This is a genomic window from Curtobacterium guangdongense, assembly GCF_049341845.1.
Classification (GTDB): Bacteria; Actinomycetota; Actinomycetes; order Actinomycetales; family Microbacteriaceae; genus Curtobacterium; species Curtobacterium guangdongense.
Map to the genome: position 1 here is coordinate 339,302 of NZ_JBMPIT010000001.1, position 14,239 is coordinate 353,540.

The 14,239-nt window shown below is 71.3% G+C and carries 16 protein-coding genes; 7 read left to right on the forward strand and 9 right to left on the reverse strand.

Annotated elements, in window-relative coordinates; genetic code table 11:
• Window positions 1–5: 5 nt before the first annotated feature.
• The 3 genes from ACO0E1_RS01610 to ACO0E1_RS01620 are packed head-to-tail and all read right to left on the reverse strand — an operon-like array spanning window position 6 to window position 3,367.
• Window positions 6–1,157 (reverse strand): Gfo/Idh/MocA family protein, encoded by a 1,152-nt coding sequence (locus ACO0E1_RS01610; protein ID WP_422872569.1) that lies wholly within the window; start codon window positions 1,155–1,157, stop codon window positions 6–8.
• Complete coding sequence (locus ACO0E1_RS01615) at window positions 1,154–1,969, reverse strand: sugar phosphate isomerase/epimerase family protein (protein ID WP_422872570.1); 816 nt, start codon at window positions 1,967–1,969, stop codon at window positions 1,154–1,156. Before ACO0E1_RS01615 ends, ACO0E1_RS01610 begins: the two co-directional genes overlap by 4 nt.
• A 30-nt stretch (window positions 1,970–1,999) precedes the next feature.
• On the reverse strand, window positions 2,000–3,367 hold the full coding sequence (locus ACO0E1_RS01620; protein WP_422872571.1) for an MFS transporter: 1,368 nt from the start codon (window positions 3,365–3,367) through the stop codon (window positions 2,000–2,002).
• Between the two features lie 178 nt (window positions 3,368–3,545).
• On the opposite strand from ACO0E1_RS01620, the gene ACO0E1_RS01625 reads away from it, so the two are divergent.
• Window positions 3,546–4,130, forward strand: coding sequence for a TetR/AcrR family transcriptional regulator (locus tag ACO0E1_RS01625; RefSeq protein ID WP_422872572.1), 585 nt, complete (start codon window positions 3,546–3,548; stop codon window positions 4,128–4,130).
• Between the two features lie 64 nt (window positions 4,131–4,194).
• Here the strand turns inward: ACO0E1_RS01625 and ACO0E1_RS01630 are convergent, their stop codons facing one another.
• Entirely contained in the window at window positions 4,195–4,830 is a 636-nt protein-coding gene (locus ACO0E1_RS01630) for an MBL fold metallo-hydrolase (protein WP_422872573.1), read from the reverse strand.
• A 36-nt stretch (window positions 4,831–4,866) separates the two neighbouring features.
• Here ACO0E1_RS01630 and ACO0E1_RS01635 point away from each other — a divergent pair, with 36 nt between their 5' ends.
• Window positions 4,867–5,316 (forward strand): MarR family winged helix-turn-helix transcriptional regulator, encoded by a 450-nt coding sequence (locus tag ACO0E1_RS01635; protein WP_422872574.1) that lies wholly within the window; start codon window positions 4,867–4,869, stop codon window positions 5,314–5,316.
• A 61-nt stretch (window positions 5,317–5,377) separates the two neighbouring features.
• Here the strand turns inward: ACO0E1_RS01635 and ACO0E1_RS01640 are convergent, their stop codons facing one another.
• The 3 genes from ACO0E1_RS01640 to ACO0E1_RS01650 are packed head-to-tail and all read right to left on the reverse strand — an operon-like array spanning window position 5,378 to window position 7,864.
• Window positions 5,378–5,677 (reverse strand): hypothetical protein, encoded by a 300-nt coding sequence (locus ACO0E1_RS01640; protein WP_422872575.1) that lies wholly within the window; start codon window positions 5,675–5,677, stop codon window positions 5,378–5,380.
• A gap of 20 nt (window positions 5,678–5,697) precedes the next feature.
• On the reverse strand, window positions 5,698–6,147 hold the full coding sequence (locus ACO0E1_RS01645) for a MarR family winged helix-turn-helix transcriptional regulator (protein WP_422872576.1): 450 nt from the start codon (window positions 6,145–6,147) through the stop codon (window positions 5,698–5,700).
• Window position 6,148: 1 nt separating this feature from the next.
• Window positions 6,149–7,864: an MDR family MFS transporter gene (locus tag ACO0E1_RS01650; RefSeq protein ID WP_422872577.1), complete on the reverse strand. Its 1,716-nt coding sequence runs from the start codon at window positions 7,862–7,864 to the stop codon at window positions 6,149–6,151.
• A 148-nt stretch (window positions 7,865–8,012) separates the two neighbouring features.
• Between ACO0E1_RS01650 and ACO0E1_RS01655 the strand changes: the two genes are divergently transcribed.
• Genes ACO0E1_RS01655 through ACO0E1_RS01665 form a run of 3 tightly spaced genes read left to right on the forward strand, consistent with a single transcriptional unit; the run spans window position 8,013 to window position 10,311 of the window.
• A complete protein-coding gene (locus tag ACO0E1_RS01655) occupies window positions 8,013–8,780 on the forward strand; it encodes a LamB/YcsF family protein (protein WP_422872578.1) in 768 nt (255 codons plus the stop codon).
• A gap of 26 nt (window positions 8,781–8,806) precedes the next feature.
• Window positions 8,807–9,430, forward strand: a complete 624-nt coding sequence (locus ACO0E1_RS01660; RefSeq protein WP_422872579.1) for a 5-oxoprolinase subunit B family protein — start codon at window positions 8,807–8,809, stop codon at window positions 9,428–9,430.
• Window positions 9,427–10,311 (forward strand): 5-oxoprolinase subunit C family protein, encoded by an 885-nt coding sequence (locus tag ACO0E1_RS01665; protein WP_422872580.1) that lies wholly within the window; start codon window positions 9,427–9,429, stop codon window positions 10,309–10,311. The genes ACO0E1_RS01660 and ACO0E1_RS01665 overlap by 4 nt, the downstream gene beginning before the upstream one ends.
• Here ACO0E1_RS01665 and ACO0E1_RS01670 read toward each other — a convergent pair.
• Both ACO0E1_RS01670 and ACO0E1_RS01675 read right to left on the reverse strand, forming a co-directional pair.
• Window positions 10,301–10,873: a TetR/AcrR family transcriptional regulator gene (locus ACO0E1_RS01670; RefSeq protein ID WP_422872581.1), complete on the reverse strand. Its 573-nt coding sequence runs from the start codon at window positions 10,871–10,873 to the stop codon at window positions 10,301–10,303. The two genes, ACO0E1_RS01665 and ACO0E1_RS01670, sit on opposite strands and share 11 nt — an antisense overlap.
• 23 nt (window positions 10,874–10,896) lie before the next feature.
• Complete coding sequence (locus tag ACO0E1_RS01675) at window positions 10,897–12,123, reverse strand: LCP family protein (RefSeq protein ID WP_422872582.1); 1,227 nt, start codon at window positions 12,121–12,123, stop codon at window positions 10,897–10,899.
• A gap of 264 nt (window positions 12,124–12,387) precedes the next feature.
• Between ACO0E1_RS01675 and ACO0E1_RS01680 the strand changes: the two genes are divergently transcribed.
• Together ACO0E1_RS01680 and ACO0E1_RS01685 are read left to right on the forward strand one after the other, a co-directional pair.
• The gene (locus ACO0E1_RS01680) at window positions 12,388–13,074 is read left to right on the forward strand and encodes a hypothetical protein (protein WP_422872583.1); all 687 of its coding nucleotides are present in this window, start codon (window positions 12,388–12,390) and stop codon (window positions 13,072–13,074) included.
• Between the two features lie 2 nt (window positions 13,075–13,076).
• Window positions 13,077–14,234: an amidoligase family protein gene (locus tag ACO0E1_RS01685; RefSeq protein WP_422872584.1), complete on the forward strand. Its 1,158-nt coding sequence runs from the start codon at window positions 13,077–13,079 to the stop codon at window positions 14,232–14,234.
• Window positions 14,235–14,239 lie beyond the last annotated feature (5 nt).

A 14,239-nucleotide genomic window follows, 5' to 3' on the forward strand; every position in this document is an offset into this window, starting at 1 on the left:
TCCGGTCAGACCGCCACGGTCTCCAGCGTCGCCGCGAGCGGATCGAAGCCCTCGGGGAGCGAGGCGATCGGCTCCACCGTCGACTCGACCTCGACGAACGACCGCGCGGCGATCGACTCCTCCACCGCCACCATCGTGTCGAGCACGTGGTACCCGACCTCGCCGGTGGCGATGTGCGAGCCACCGCCGCGGATCGCCCGCGCCATGTCGAGCACGCCGAGACCACGACCGACCGTCGGCTCCTCGTCGAGGACCGTCTCGAAGGACTGCTCGAACGGGAACGTCGCGTCCTTCGTCAACGGCCGCGCGATGCGGATCGGGTGCCCGCCCCCGAACGTGTTCGGGTCGGGCAGCACGATCGTGCCCTCGGTGCCGTTCACCTCGAACACGCCGTGCCGGAACAGCGGGGTGTCGAAGGACAGCAGCGACTGCGCCTGACCGCCCTGCTCGAAGGCCGTCAACACGGACACGTGCGTCGGGACCTCGACCGGGAAGGACTGCCCGGCGTTCGGCCCGACCACCAGGTCCCGGGTCTCCCGTGACCTCGAACCGGTCGCGACGACGGACGCCACCGGGCCGAGCAGGTGCACGAGCGCCGTGAAGTAGTACGGGCCGATGTCGAACAGCGGACCGGCGCCCTTGGCGTAGAGGAACGACGCGTTCGGGTGGAACACGTCCGGTCCCTGCCACTGCATGCTCGTCACGGCGGTCAGCGGGGTGCCGATCGCACCGGACTCGATCGCGCGCTTGGCGGTCTGCCAACCCGGGCCGAGCACGGTGTCCGGCGCGATGCCGAGCTGCAGCCCGAGTTCGTCCGCCAGGGCGACGAGCCCCGCGGCGGACTCGCGGTCGACCCCGATCGGCTTCTCGCTCCAGACGTGCTTGCCCGCGCGGAGTGCCGCGGTCGAGACCTCGACGTGGGTGGCGGGGAGCGTCAGGTTGATGACGATCTCGACGTCGGGGTCGGCGAGGACCTCGTCGCCGGTACCAGACGCGGGGACGCCCCACTTCGCTGCCGACGCCGCGGCGCGCTCGGTGTCGATGTCGCCGATCCGCACGACCTCGACGTCCGGGAACGTCGTGAGGTTCGTCAGGTACTGCTCGCTGATCATGCCTGCACCGATGAACCCGATGCCGACCTTGCCCGTGCGCGTCATGCGGACACCGCTTCCTTGTCGAGCGTCGCGGCGAGCCACCGGTAGGACTGCTCGACGGCCTCGAAGACGTCCAGCTCCGAGTGGTCGAACTCGATCACGGCGTACTCGAGGGCTGGCGCAGCGGCGAGGACCTCGGCGATGCGGACGTCACCCTGTCCGGCCGGGGTCTGGTCCTGCGGGATCTCGGCGGTGGAGATGCCCGGACGCATCGGGCCGTCCTTGACGTGCACGGCGACGATGCGGTCGCCGAGCTCCTGGACGAAGGCGACGACGTCGACGCCGGCGGCCGAGGCCCAGTACAGGTCGAGCTCGAGCACGACGCGCGGGTCGAGGAGTTCGGCGAGCACCTGCAGTGCGGGCTTGCCGTCGATCTGCGGCCGGAGCTCGTGGTCGTGGTTGTGGTAGCCGACGCGGAGGCCGTGGGTCGCGGCCTCGTCGGCGGCTTCGTTGAGCCGGGCGGCGACGCGCTCGACGCCCTCGCGGGTGGTCCACTCGTCGGGGCCGACGAACGGGTCGATGACGATCTCGAGGCCGAGCTCCTTCGCCGCGGCGAACGTGTCGGCGTGCGACGGTGCGGTCATCGTCGTGCCGTCCGGCAGGGGGATCTCCTGCTGGACGAGGAAGGCGTGGCCGGTCTTGGCGGTGATGCCGTGGGCGTCGAACGCCGACTTGAGCTCCGCGGAGCGACCGACGAAGGCGAACGCCTCGACGGTGTCGAAGCCGATCGCGGCGAGCCGTGCGACCCCGGCGTCGAGGTCCGGCTCCAGCGCGGCGTTCACCGTGTAGAGCTGCAGCGAGATGGCGGGTGCCATGGGGAGTCCTTTCGTTGGTGCCAGGACCGGCTAGCGGACCGACTTGATCGGGAGGATGACGAGCGCACCGAGGAGCACGGCGACACCGGCACCCCAGAGCATGAGCGTGTAGTTCTGCCCGCCCCCGATGCCGAGGAGGAACAGGCCGACCGCCGGGGCGAGCGACTGTGGCAGCGCGTTGGCGATGTTGATGACGCCGAGGTCCTTGCCGGGGCGCTCCGGGTCGGGCAGCACGTCGACGACCAGCGCGGTGTCGATGGCGGCGTAGATGCCGTAGGCGAAGCCCATCACGATCTCGGCGAAGTAGAACCCGCCGACGCTGTCGACGTGCGCGAGGATCACGAGGCCGACCGCGGTGAGCGCGGTGGAGCTCCACACGAACACCTTGCGGCGACGGAGCCGGTCGGACACCCAGCCGGAGACCGCTGCACTGACGAGCAGCGCGACCGTGTACAGGAGCACACCGAACGCGACCACCCCGACCGCCTCGGCCTGCGGGAGCCCGATGCGGTCCTCCATGTACAGGAGTCGGTAGGTCGTGAACATGAACGTCCCGAAGGTGATCAGGAAGCGGCCCCACCAGGCGAGTCCGAAGTCGGGGTGCTTGATCGGGTTGGTCCAGAACGAGGAGATCAGGTTGATCCAGCTGAACGGCTTGATCGTGGTCGTCGGCAGGTCGTCACGGGCGACGAACGAGTAGACGAGGATCACGGCGATCGCCAGGATGCCCGGTGCGGTGAAGAGCAGCGGGAGGTTGCCCACCAGGTAGACGGCGAGGTACAGACCGGCGAGGATCGCGAGGTTCTGCGCCAGGGCGATGACGCTCGACGCCTTGCCGCGCTGGAACTCGGGCACGTTGTCGGCGAAGCTCGCGGTCAGCGCCGCCAGTGCGGCGTTCGCGGAGACCTGCGCCAGGACCCAGGCCACCGTCAGCTGCGGCACGTTCGGCGCGAAGGCGATCCAGGCGAGCGCGACGACGAAGACCAGGACGCCGCCGACCATCCACGGGCGCCGACGACCCCAGCGGGTGCGGGTCCGGTCCGAGAACGCGCCGACGAGCGGGTTCGCGAAGAGCGCGCCGAGGGCACCGAACGGCAGCACGGAGCCGACGATGGTCTCGGGGCTCGCGGGGTTCAGCTCGGTCGCCTTGATGGTCATGCCGACGAACACCGGGGTGAGCAGTGCGGCGAAGAGCCCGAACTGCGCGAGGCTGAGCGCCCACATGTACTTCCGCCCGACACGCACGGTGCTGACGGACTGGGTGAGGCCCTCGACGGAGAACGCACGGGATGCCGCTGCCGGATCCGTGCTCGTCGCGCCTGCGGCGGCCGTGACCGGCGGGCTGGCGGTACCGGCGAGACCGGACTGCGGTTCTTCCTTCGACGTCGGTGTCGACATGACTCCTCCTCGAGTCATCAGGGGCAGATGCCCTCCTAGATTCCTAGCCGCGCTAGGTTTTGAGGGACAGTAGCACCGAAAAGCTCCGCGCGGAGGTATTGCGTCTCGATTTCATCGCAGTTGCTTTGGGCAACAGGTGTCACCGAGACGGCGTGGCCGTCCGGGGTAGCCTTCGAGGGTGAGTTCCAACGATGGATCCGGCACGAGAGGCCCCTACGCCAAGGGCGTGCAGCGTCGACAGGAGATCCTCGACCGGACGCTCGACGTCGTGGCGTCGAAGGGCATCGACGGCACCTCCTTCCGGGCGATCGGCGAGGCCATCGGGGTCTCGCACGCGGCGCTGCGGCACTACTTCGACTCGCGTGAGGCGCTCCTCCTCGAGGTCCTGCGGGAGCGAGACGCGGATTCGACCCGTCGTCTCGAGGGTGTCGACGGCGTCCTGAACCGGATGGCCGAGGCAGCCGACCACAACGTCAGCGTGCCCGGGCTCGTGACGATGTACACGACGCTCCTCGCGACGTCGGTGGAACCGGGCAACGAGACCTCCCGCGCCTTCTTCGCGGAGCGGTTCGAGATCGCCCGCGCGGACCTCGCCGGGCAGTTGCGCGACGAGCTGCAGGCCTCCGGTCGACACTCCGACGCCGACCTCGACCAGGTCGCGTCGCTCATCGTCGCCGCGTTCGACGGCCTCCAGGTCCAGTGGCTGCTGGACCGCAGCGTCGACATCGCCGGGACCCTGCGCCTGCTCGAGCGCGTGCTCTGACGGACAGACGGACAGGAGGCTCGGTGCGAGCTGGCACCGAGCCTCCCGTCCGCGCGCACCCGCGTCAGACCGTGATCGTGTCGCCGTCCGGGACGGTGACCAGCTCGACACCCGTCAGCTGTCCCGTGAACTGCGCGAAGGAGCCCTTGCCGGCGTCGCTCAGCATGAGGTCGTGGATCTGCACGGCACGGGCGGGGTGCACGGCGCGCACGAAGTCGACCAGCTCGCCGAGCTTCGCCCACGGGCCGGAGGTCGGGACGAGGAGCGTCTGCACCGGTTCCTCGGGCACGAAGTACGCGTCGCCCGGGTGGTAGACGTTGCCGTCGACGACGTAGCCGACGTTGCTCATGAGCGGGATGTCCGCGTGGATGACCGCGTGGTCACCACCGACGACCCGCACGGCGAAGCCAGCGGCCTCGAACGCGTCGCCCGCGGTGACCGTCGTGACGCGACCGTCACGGTCGCCGAGCTCGGCCGCGACGTTCGCCGGAGCCCAGACGCGCAGGTCGGGCTGCGCGTCGAGCGCCGCACCCAGGCCCCCGGCGTCGAAGTGGTCGGGGTGGTCATGGGTGACGAGCACCGCGGTGGTGGCGGCGACGAGCTCCGCGGAGTTCGGCGTGTAGGCGCCCGGATCGATCACGAGGGTGTGCTCGCCCTTGGTGAGCACGACGGTGGCGTGGGTGTACTTCGTGAGTTCCATGTCCGTAACTGTACAGGCTGCCTGTACAGTTTTCCCATGGCCATCGATGAGCAGACGTTCACGCTCGACGACGCGAACGAACTCCGACGGGCGATCGGTGAGAGCGTGCGCGCGATCCGCCGGACGGAGACCACTCCGGAGGGGCAGTTCGAGGTGCTCGGGTTCCTCGCCCGGGACGGCGCGTACAGCATCGCGGCGCTCGCACGGCTGCGACGGGTGCGCCACCAGACCATGCGGGTGACGGTGGCGGATCTCGAGGACCAGGGGCTCGTGGCACGGACCCCGGACCCGACCGACGCCAGGGGCGTGCTCGTCGCGTTGACCGACACCGGTCGGGAGGCGATCGCGTCCTCGCGCGTCCGCCGGTCGACGCGGATCCTGGCGGCCGCCGAGCGTGTGCTGACACCGTCCGAGCGAGCGGTCCTCGCACAGGCCGCCGCCGCGCTCGACAAGCTGACGGCGGCGCTGCACGCCGACGGGCAGTGACCCGGGAGCCGCGGATGGCCGGTGCCGCAGCGTCCCGGCACCGCGACCGGTCGGCGACGTGTCAGACGGCGCGGAGACGGCCGGGCCCGACGGGGAGCAGCCCGCCGCGGTACTCCAGGACGCCGTCGGACGCGGCGACGGTCACCGATGCAGCACCGAACCGCCACGCCCGGTTGAACAGGTAGACACCGAGGACCGTCGTGCCCTCGTCGGGGACCGCCCACGTGCCGGTCCCCCACTGCGCCGGGTGCCCGACGCCGTCGATCGTCACGGTCGGCCGGGCGAACCACGCGAACGCGGGCTTCACGATCCGGAGCTCGACGCGACGTCTGGTCGTCCCCGAGGGCAGCACTGCATCCACCGCCGAAGACTACGGGACGATCAGAGCTGCCGGAGCAACCGGGCGAGCTCGTCGAGGTCGTGCTCGGACCACCGCGAGAGCGCGCCCCGGAACTCGTCCCGAGCCGTGCTCCGCGTGCGTTCCATCCGCTCGATCGCGTCCGCGGTGGCCGCGACGATGATCGCCCGCCGATCCGTCGGGTCGGTCGACCGCGACACGAGCCCGAGCTCCTCGAGCTGGTGGAGCTGCCGACTGAGCACGCTCTTGTCGAACCCGAGGGCCTCGGCGAGGTCGCGCGCACCCGTCGGACCACCGACGACGAGCTCCACCAGCGTCCGGTACCCGGACGGCTGCAAGGCAGGATCGATGTCGTCGGAGCGCTGTCGCATCTGCTGGCGGTACGCGTTGTAGAGGGCGGCGAACTGGCGCTCGAGCGTGTCGATGCGGGTCGCGATCCCGTCGGGGACCCCGGGCGTCGTGGGCGTGGTCACCTCATGAGTGTCGGCCATGTGCCCTGCCACCGTCCTGCGAACCACTGGTCTCGATCACCGGGTTCGACCCCGTGACGGTCCCGACGCCGGCGAAGTCCTCGGCGGATCCCGCGAGCGGCCCCTGGTCGGTGGAGCGCTCGGCGACGGTCTTCGTGGTGAGCGGCTTGTTCGGCATGAAGACGATCGCCAGGACGAGGAGGATCGCGATCGGCGCGGCGATGAGGAAGATGTTCGCGACCGCCTGGCCGTAGGCGGACTCGATGATCTCGCGGACGCCGTGCGGCAGCTGGCTGACGGCCGGGATGCTGCCGGAGGCGAGCTCCTTCGCGACGGCTGCGCCCTTCTCGCCGAGCGCCGCGATCGCCTTGCCGAGCTCCGCCTGCTTGTCACCGATCAGGTCCGAGACCCGGGTGCCGAGGACGGTCCCGAGGACCGAGACGCCGAGCGCGCCACCGAGGGACCGGAAGAACGCGACTCCCGCGGACGCAGCGCCGATGTTCTTCGGCTCGGTGGTGTTCTGTACGACGAGGACGAGGTTCTGCATGACCGATCCGACACCGGCGCCCATGACGAACATGTAGACCGCGACGACGACGTACGGGGTGTCGTACTGGATCGTGCCCATCAGCGCGAGACCGACCACGAGTGCGATCGACCCGATCGTCATGATCGGCTTCCACTTGCCCGTCTTCGTGACGAGCATGCCGCCGACGGTCGAGGCGATGAGCAGACCGCCGATCATCGGGATGGTGAGCAGGCCGGACTGCGTCGGGGTCGCCCCGCGGGCCAGCTGCATGTACTGCGCCAGGTAGACCGTCGCGCCGAACATGGCGATGCCGACGGCGATCGAGCCGATCACGGCCATCGTGAACGTGCGGTTCCGGAAGAGGGTCATCGGGATGACCGGCTCCGTGGCGCGCAGCTCGATGAACACCGTGGCGACGAGCAGGACGACCGCGCCGATCACCATGACGAAGGACGTGGGCGACACCCAGTCGAAGTTCTTGCCGGCCAGCGTGACCCAGATCAGCAGCAGCGAGACACCGCCCGCGATGAACGCGATGCCGAGGTAGTCGATCGAGACCTTGCGCTTCGGCAGGGCACGCAGCTTCAGGGTGAGCTGGAGCAGGATGATCGCGGCGATCGCGAACGGGACGCCGACGAAGAAGTTCCAGCGCCATCCGAGGCTGTCCGTCAGCAGGCCGCCGAACAGCGGGCCGCCGACGGTGCCGACCGCCATGACGGCGCCGAAGTAGCCGCCGTAGCGCCCGCGCTCACGGGGGCTGATGATGTCGGCGAGGATGATCTGGCTCAGCGCGGTCAGACCGCCGGCACCGAGGCCCTGCACGACGCGGAAGGTGATCAGGGTGCCCGGGTTCTCCGAGAAGCCGGCGAGCGCGGAGCCGAGGACGAAGACCACGAGCGAGAGCTGGATGAGCAGCTTGCGGTTGAACAGGTCGGCGAGCTTGCCCCAGACCGGGGTCGACACGGTCGTCGCGAGCAGCGTCGACGTCACGACCCAGGTGTAGGCGCTCTCCCCACCGCCGAGGTCGCCGATGATGCGCGGGAGCGACGTGCTGACGACCGTGGACGCGAGGATCGCGACGAACATGCCGAGCAGCAGACCGGACAGCGCCTCGAGCACCTGCCGGTGCGACATCGCGGGCGCTGCGGACGACTCGTCCAGCGCGGCTGCTGGTGGTGGTGTGTGCGACATCGGGCTCCCTCGACGAGACTTCGATGCCACGCTGCATCCGAATGGTTGACCAGTGTCAATCATCTCACATCGTTGACACACGTCAACTAGTGCGGTCGCTTCGCGTCGCCGCTAGATTGTTGAACAACTTCGGCGACAGGGAGCGCGCGTGACGACGATCGACCTGAACAGCGACCTCGGCGAGGGCTTCGGCGCCTGGTCGATGGGCGACGACACCGCGATGCTCGACGTCGTCTCGAGCGCGAACATCGCCTGCGGCTTCCACGCCGGCGATCCGACGATCATGCTCGCCACGACCCGCGCTGCGGCATCGCGCGGGGTCGCGGTCGGGGCGCACGTGGCCTACCGCGACCTCGCGGGCTTCGGTCGCCGACCGGTCCAGGTCACGCCGGACGAACTCCACGCCGACGTCGTCCACCAGCTCGGCGCGATGGCGGCCACCGCACGGGTCGCCGGCACGACCGTGACCTACGTGAAGCCGCACGGCGCGCTGTACAACTCCGCGTGCGCGGACCCGGTCCAGGCCGACGCGGTGACCCGGGCGGTCGCCGACGTCGACCCGTCCCTGGCCGTGCTCGCCTTGCCGGGGTCCGAACTCCTCCGTGCCGCCGAACGCCACGGGCTGCGGACGGTCACCGAGGCCTTCGCGGACCGCGCGTACGAACCCGACGGGTCGCTTGTGTCGAGGAGCAGAGCAGGCGCGGTGCTGCACGTCCCGGACGTCGTGGCGGCCCGCGTGCTCCGGATGGTCACCGAGGGCATCGCCACCGCCGTCGACGGCACGGACGTCCCGGTGCGCGCCGACTCGGTCTGCGTGCACGGCGACTCTCCGGACGCCGTCGCGATGGCCCGCGCGATCCGGGCCCTGCTCACCGAGCAGGGCATCACGATCGCGCCGTTCGCCCCGGCGCCGTGACACCCGACGCCGTGACACCCGACGCCGTGACACCCGACGTTCGGCCAGCTGGCGGCACCGCCCTGCTCGTCACGTTCGGGTCCCTGGCCGAGGTCGTGGCGTTCCGCGAGGGGATCACCGCGGCGGTGCTGCCCGGCGTGACCGAGGTCGTGTCCGGGGCGCGGACGCTCCTCGTCCGGTTCGATCCAGCTCGGACGGACGCCGGACGACTCCGCGCCGACCTCGCACGCGTCGTGCCCGCGGACAGCGAGCGAGCTCATGACACCGACCCGCTCGTCATCCCCGTCACCTACGACGGCGACGACCTCGAGGCCGTCTGCGCCGTCACCGGCCTGACCCGCGACGAGCTCGTCGCGTGGCACACGGGTCAGGTCTGGACGAGCGCGTTCTGCGGCTTCGCCCCGGGGTTCAGCTACCTCACCGGCACGTCGCCCTCGTTGGACCTCCCCCGTCGCGACACCGCGCGCACCGCCGTCCCGAGCGGGGCCGTCGCCCTCGCGGGCGAGTTCAGCGCGGTCTACCCGCGGGTCTCGCCCGGCGGCTGGCAGCTCATCGGCCGCACCGACGTCCCGATGTGGTCGGTCGACCGCGACCCAGCGGCGCTCGCCCCCGCCGGCACACGGGTCCGCTTCGTGAGGGCCGACTCGTGAGCACGTTCACCGTCCTGCGCGTCGGCTTCGGCGTCACGACCCAGGACCTCGGCCGCCCCGGCCTCAGCGACATGGGCCTCGGCGCAGCCGGCGCCGCCGATCGCGGGTCCGCAGCACTGGCCAACCGCATGGTCGGCAACCGTCCGGACGCGGCCGTCCTGGAGGCCCTGCTCGGCTCCGTCACGCTCCGCGCCGATTCACACGTGGTCGCCGCCGTCACCGGGGCAGCTCCCGCGGTCCACGTCACGCGGGCGGACGACACGCTCCGCGGCGCGGCCGCGTACGAGGTCGTCACGCTCGCCCCCGGCGACACGCTCGACATCGGCGTGCCGGACACCGGGTTGCGCACCTACGTCGCGGTCCGTGGCGGGTTCGCGGTCGCGCCGGTCCTCGGGAGCCGGTCGTGGGATTCGCTCGCGCAGCTCGGTCCGGCACCCGCCGTCGTCGGCGACGTGCTCGGCATCGGCGACGCAGCCGACGCGTGGCCCGTCGTCGACGCCGTCGCCCCGCCGCTCGGGCCCTGGCCGTGGGAGCCCGTCGTGCTCGACGTCGTGCCGGGTCCCCGCGACGACTGGTTCACGCCCGAGTGGCGGACGACGCTCACCGGGCAGGACCACCACGTCACGCAGGACAGCGACCGTGTCGGGGTCCGGACGACCGCGGCCGAACCGCTGGTCCGGGCGGTCACGCACGAGCTCCCGAGCGAGGGCGTCGAGACCGGCTCGCTGCAGGTCCCACCGGCGGGCTTCCCCGTGCTGTTCCTCGCCGACCACCCGGTGACCGGCGGCTACCCGGTCGTCGCGGTCCTCACGCCGGGGTCCGTCGGCCGTGCATCGCAGCTCCGCCCGGGCGACACGGTCCGCTTCCGCGTCAGCGGATGAGCGCGGCCACGGCGTCGACGACGATCTGCCGCCGCCGTGCCGGGGTGACCGCTCGGACGAGTGGCTCGAACCCTGCCGGGGTCGTGCTCCACATCGCCGCCGTGGTGAGGACGAGTGCGAGGAGGACGGCCGGCCGGTAGCTCCGCGGGACGACGCCGGCGCGCTGCGCGTGCTCGATCGCCGACACGACGGCTTCGTTGGCGAAGACGACGTCCTCGACGGGGCTGGCGTCCTGGCGTTCCAGGCGGTACCAGGTCGCCAGACGGAGTGCCCAGGGTCGACGGACGTAGCTGTCGTGCAGTCGCCCGGCGTACTCGGGCAGGTCGTCGGTGTCGAGCGGCACGTCCTCGAGCGTCTCCGCGACGGATTGCGCGACGACCGCGTCGAACAGCCCTTCCTTGCTCCCGAAGTAGTGGAAGACCTGCGCCTTGTTGCTCGACGACGCCGCCGAGATGCGCTCGATCCGGGACGCCGCGAGCCCGACGGCCGCGAACTCGTCGCGCCCGGCGAGCAGGAGTCGTGCCCGGACGGCGTCGGCGGGCGGGGGCGTGAATGCGGCCATGGCCACCACGCTACCGACTCGCGTCAGCGCTTCGCCGCACAGGTGACGGTGGCCGCGCTCTGACCGGAGACGTCGGCGGGGAGCGGTGACGACGTGGGCGGAGCCGACGTGGGCGGTGCCGATGCCCCTGGTGCTGCTGCCCCTGACGGCGGCGGCGTCGCCGGCGGCGGATCCGTTGCCGGCGGCTCCGTTGCCGACGGGTCTCGGACCGCGGACCGACCGAGACTGTCGGCCCCGAGCACCACGGGCTGATCGTGCTGCAACACCGAGTCCAGGGCGCTCGCGGCACCTTGCGCGACCAGGACGCGCGCCGGGTCGGAGGGATCGTCGACGACCGGGTACTGGACGAAGGTCATGTTCGCCAGCCCGACGGAGTTCACCGCGAGCGCCAGCCGAGCGAGGGTGGTCGGGTCCGCGAGCGTGTCCGAGAGGGTCATGTGCTTCGACGCCGTCGTGGCCAGCCGCAGCACCTTCCCCGGGTCGGTGAGCGTGCGGGCGGACACCGTCTGCCGCGCGAGCGCCGCCATGAAGGTCTGCTGGTTGCTGATCCGGGCGAGGTCGCTGGAGTCCCCGACGCCGTACCGAGACCGGAGGAACGCGGCCGCCTCCGCTCCGGACAGCTTCCGGTCGCCCGCCTGCAGGTCGAGCGCCGGGGTGACGTCGGTGTCGTGGATCGGGGTCGCGAGGCACACCTCAACCCCACCGACGGCGTCCGCCATCGCCACGACGCCGTCGAAGGTGATCATGCCGGCGTAGCCGATCTGGAGTCCGGTGAGTTGGTCGATCGTCTTCGCGACACAGGCGAGCCCGTGTTGCTCGCCCCCTCGGCCGAGCGCGGTGTTGAGCATCGCTGCCGGCACCGCGGGCACGACCGTGCCCTGGTCGTTCTCGCACGCGGGGATGGGGACGACGAGGTCGCGCGGGAAGCTGACGACCGCCATGTTGGTGTGGTCCGCGGAGATGTGCACCAGCAGGTTCGAGTCGTTGTGCCCGACGCCGGAGCTCGCACGGAGGTTCGCCGCGTCGTCGAAGCCGGCACCCTGCCCCTCGCGGGTGTCCGTCGCGACGAGCAGCATGTTCACCTCGCCGGTCGCGGCCGTCAGCTGCGGTGCGGCGCTCGTGTGACTGCCCGGCATCGCGAGCGAGACCGTCGGCTTCGCATCACGCACCACCTGCCACGACGCGATCGCGGCGACGGAACCGACGCTCACCAACCCGATCGCGGCGACCGCGGCGACGGCCTTGACCATCGGACCGAGCGTGCCGTGTTGACGCTGCCGACCGTGTCGAGCAGCGGGTACCCCACCGCGCGTCACCGGATCGTCCCCGTCGCGAACCCCTCATCGTGCATGTCGTCAGTCTCGACCAGCGCTGGTGGACACCGGATCATCCTTTGGTCGACGATCGGGCACCGATGGTCTGAATCGGTCCGTCCGCGTTGCCGGCCCGCGACGGCGCTCGTAGTGTCGACGTGTCGCTGGCGGACGAGCCGTCGAGCGGACGAGGAGCGTTGCATGTCGAACCGCGAGACCGACCCCCGGACCACCGGAGCCGCGTTCCGTCGCTCTGCCGCCACCGCGGCGGTCGCCTGCGCCGTGGCCGGATCGCTCGTCGGTCTCGGTTCCGTCGGCGCACTCGCCGCACCGGAACGCACCTCGGCGCACGGCTCGACTCCGACCGCCCAGCCGACGCCCGTGCCGAAGGTGCAGTACGGCGATGCGGACATCGCGCGGTTCCAGGCATCGCCGTACGCGGACGACGCGGTCGCACTGGCCGCGGCGTGGAACACCGACGTCACGACGGCGAAGGGTCGAGCGGGCGCCGATCTGCGAGCCGGGACCGCGCTGCCGTTCGCCGCCGGGGCCGCCGCCAGCTACCCGTTCACGCAGGAGCAGCAGCGCAACGCCTTCTTCCTCGGGTACGGGGACTTCCAGCAGGCTCTGGGGCTCGCCGTCGCCTGGGGCGTGCCCGACGTCGACACCGTGAAGACGAAGCTCGGAGCTGGGGTGATCGCCCACCGACCCATGCCGGCACCGCCGACGACGTACACCGATGCCGAGTACGCGCGGGCGTTCACCGCGAGCGGGTACGACGACGGCGACGGCGCCCGTTTGGCGGCCCTCTGGCAGAGTCCTTCGACCTACAGCGCCGAGGTCACGGCGGGGAAGGCGCTCCTCGCCGGCGCCACGCTGCCGCTCTGATCGTGCCGACCACGGAGCCCCTCACCGCGCGGGTCGGTTTCGAGGTCGAGCTGCTCGCCCCCGCCGGCAGCAGTCGCCGCGCGTTGGCCGAGCGGATCGCCCTCGAGCACGGCGGCAGCGTCCACCGGGTGCTCCACGTCGACTCGGAGCCGTCGCTCGTGCCGGGAATGGGCCAGTTCTGGCACCTGACCCCCGGGTACCGGATCGACGACGCCGCGGGCAACGAGCTGGCCACCCTGGTCGACGACATCACCATCGTCGAGGACATCCGACGCGACCAGCTCGCCGCGCGGTGCGGGGGCCCCGACCACCGAGGGTGTCGGCTCTGCCGACCGGACACGGACCCCGACGCCTTCCGGATCCTGTCCGACGACCTCCGACTCCTCCGGCTCGCCGGGGACACCACCGGCGAGCAGACCTCGTTCCGGCACGCGTTGGACGGCATCGCGAACGTGTTCGACGTCGAGGTCGAGACGATCGGCGCCGTTCGACGGGTCCGCGACCGCACCGGGGCGAGCATCGCCATGGCGGCCGCCCTCGCACCGGGGCGCGAACGACCGTGCGAGATCGTGACGCCGCCGATCCGTTCCGGGCACACCGAGGCGCTCGAGGCACTGCTCGGGCCGGCGCGGGCGCTCGGCTTCCTGGTGCCGGTCGAAGCTGCCGTGCACCTGCACCTCGATGCCGGTCCGTTCCGGAGCGTCCCGGCGTTCGCGAACGTCGTCCGGTTGTTCACCGCGTACCGCAGCGGGCTGCACGCCGTCCTCGGGACGAACCCGCACTGTGTCCGGACCGGCGCGCTCCCCGAAGCCCTCACGACGGTGGTCGACACCGAGTCGCGGTCCGGCGCGGAGTGGCCGCGTCTGCAGGAAGCGGTCCGGGAGCTCGGACTCACGAAGTACCTCGACGTCAACCTCACCGCGCTCCTGACCGACCCCCCGCCCCGTGACACCATCGAGATCCGGATCCTGCCCGGCATGCTGGACGGGGCGGACATCACGCGACGAGCGGCCGTCGTGGCGTCCCTCCTCGAACGGTGTCTCGATCCGACCCCGATCCCGGAGCCACCCTCCGGCGTCCCGTCCGACGAGGCGCTGCACCACCTCCTCGCCAACGCGCACTCCCGACTGCGGGGACGCTCGCACCCGGCACTAGCGTGAGACCC

Coding starts and splice junctions, on each gene's coding strand:
- ACO0E1_RS01610 (WP_422872569.1), bottom strand. CDS start 1,157: ATGACGCGCACGGGCAAGGTCGGCATCGGGTTCATCGGTGCAGGCATG.
- ACO0E1_RS01670 (WP_422872581.1), bottom strand. CDS start 10,873: ATGGCCGCATTCACGCCCCCGCCCGCCGACGCCGTCCGGGCACGACTC.
- ACO0E1_RS01630 (WP_422872573.1), bottom strand. CDS start 4,830: ATGGAACTCACGAAGTACACCCACGCCACCGTCGTGCTCACCAAGGGC.
- ACO0E1_RS01650 (WP_422872577.1), bottom strand. CDS start 7,864: ATGTCGCACACACCACCACCAGCAGCCGCGCTGGACGAGTCGTCCGCA.
- ACO0E1_RS01615 (WP_422872570.1), bottom strand. CDS start 1,969: ATGGCACCCGCCATCTCGCTGCAGCTCTACACGGTGAACGCCGCGCTG.
- ACO0E1_RS01680 (WP_422872583.1), top strand. CDS start 12,388: ATGTCGAACCGCGAGACCGACCCCCGGACCACCGGAGCCGCGTTCCGT.
- ACO0E1_RS01635 (WP_422872574.1), top strand. CDS start 4,867: ATGGCCATCGATGAGCAGACGTTCACGCTCGACGACGCGAACGAACTC.
- ACO0E1_RS01620 (WP_422872571.1), bottom strand. CDS start 3,367: ATGTCGACACCGACGTCGAAGGAAGAACCGCAGTCCGGTCTCGCCGGT.
- ACO0E1_RS01675 (WP_422872582.1), bottom strand. CDS start 12,123: ATGGTCAAGGCCGTCGCCGCGGTCGCCGCGATCGGGTTGGTGAGCGTC.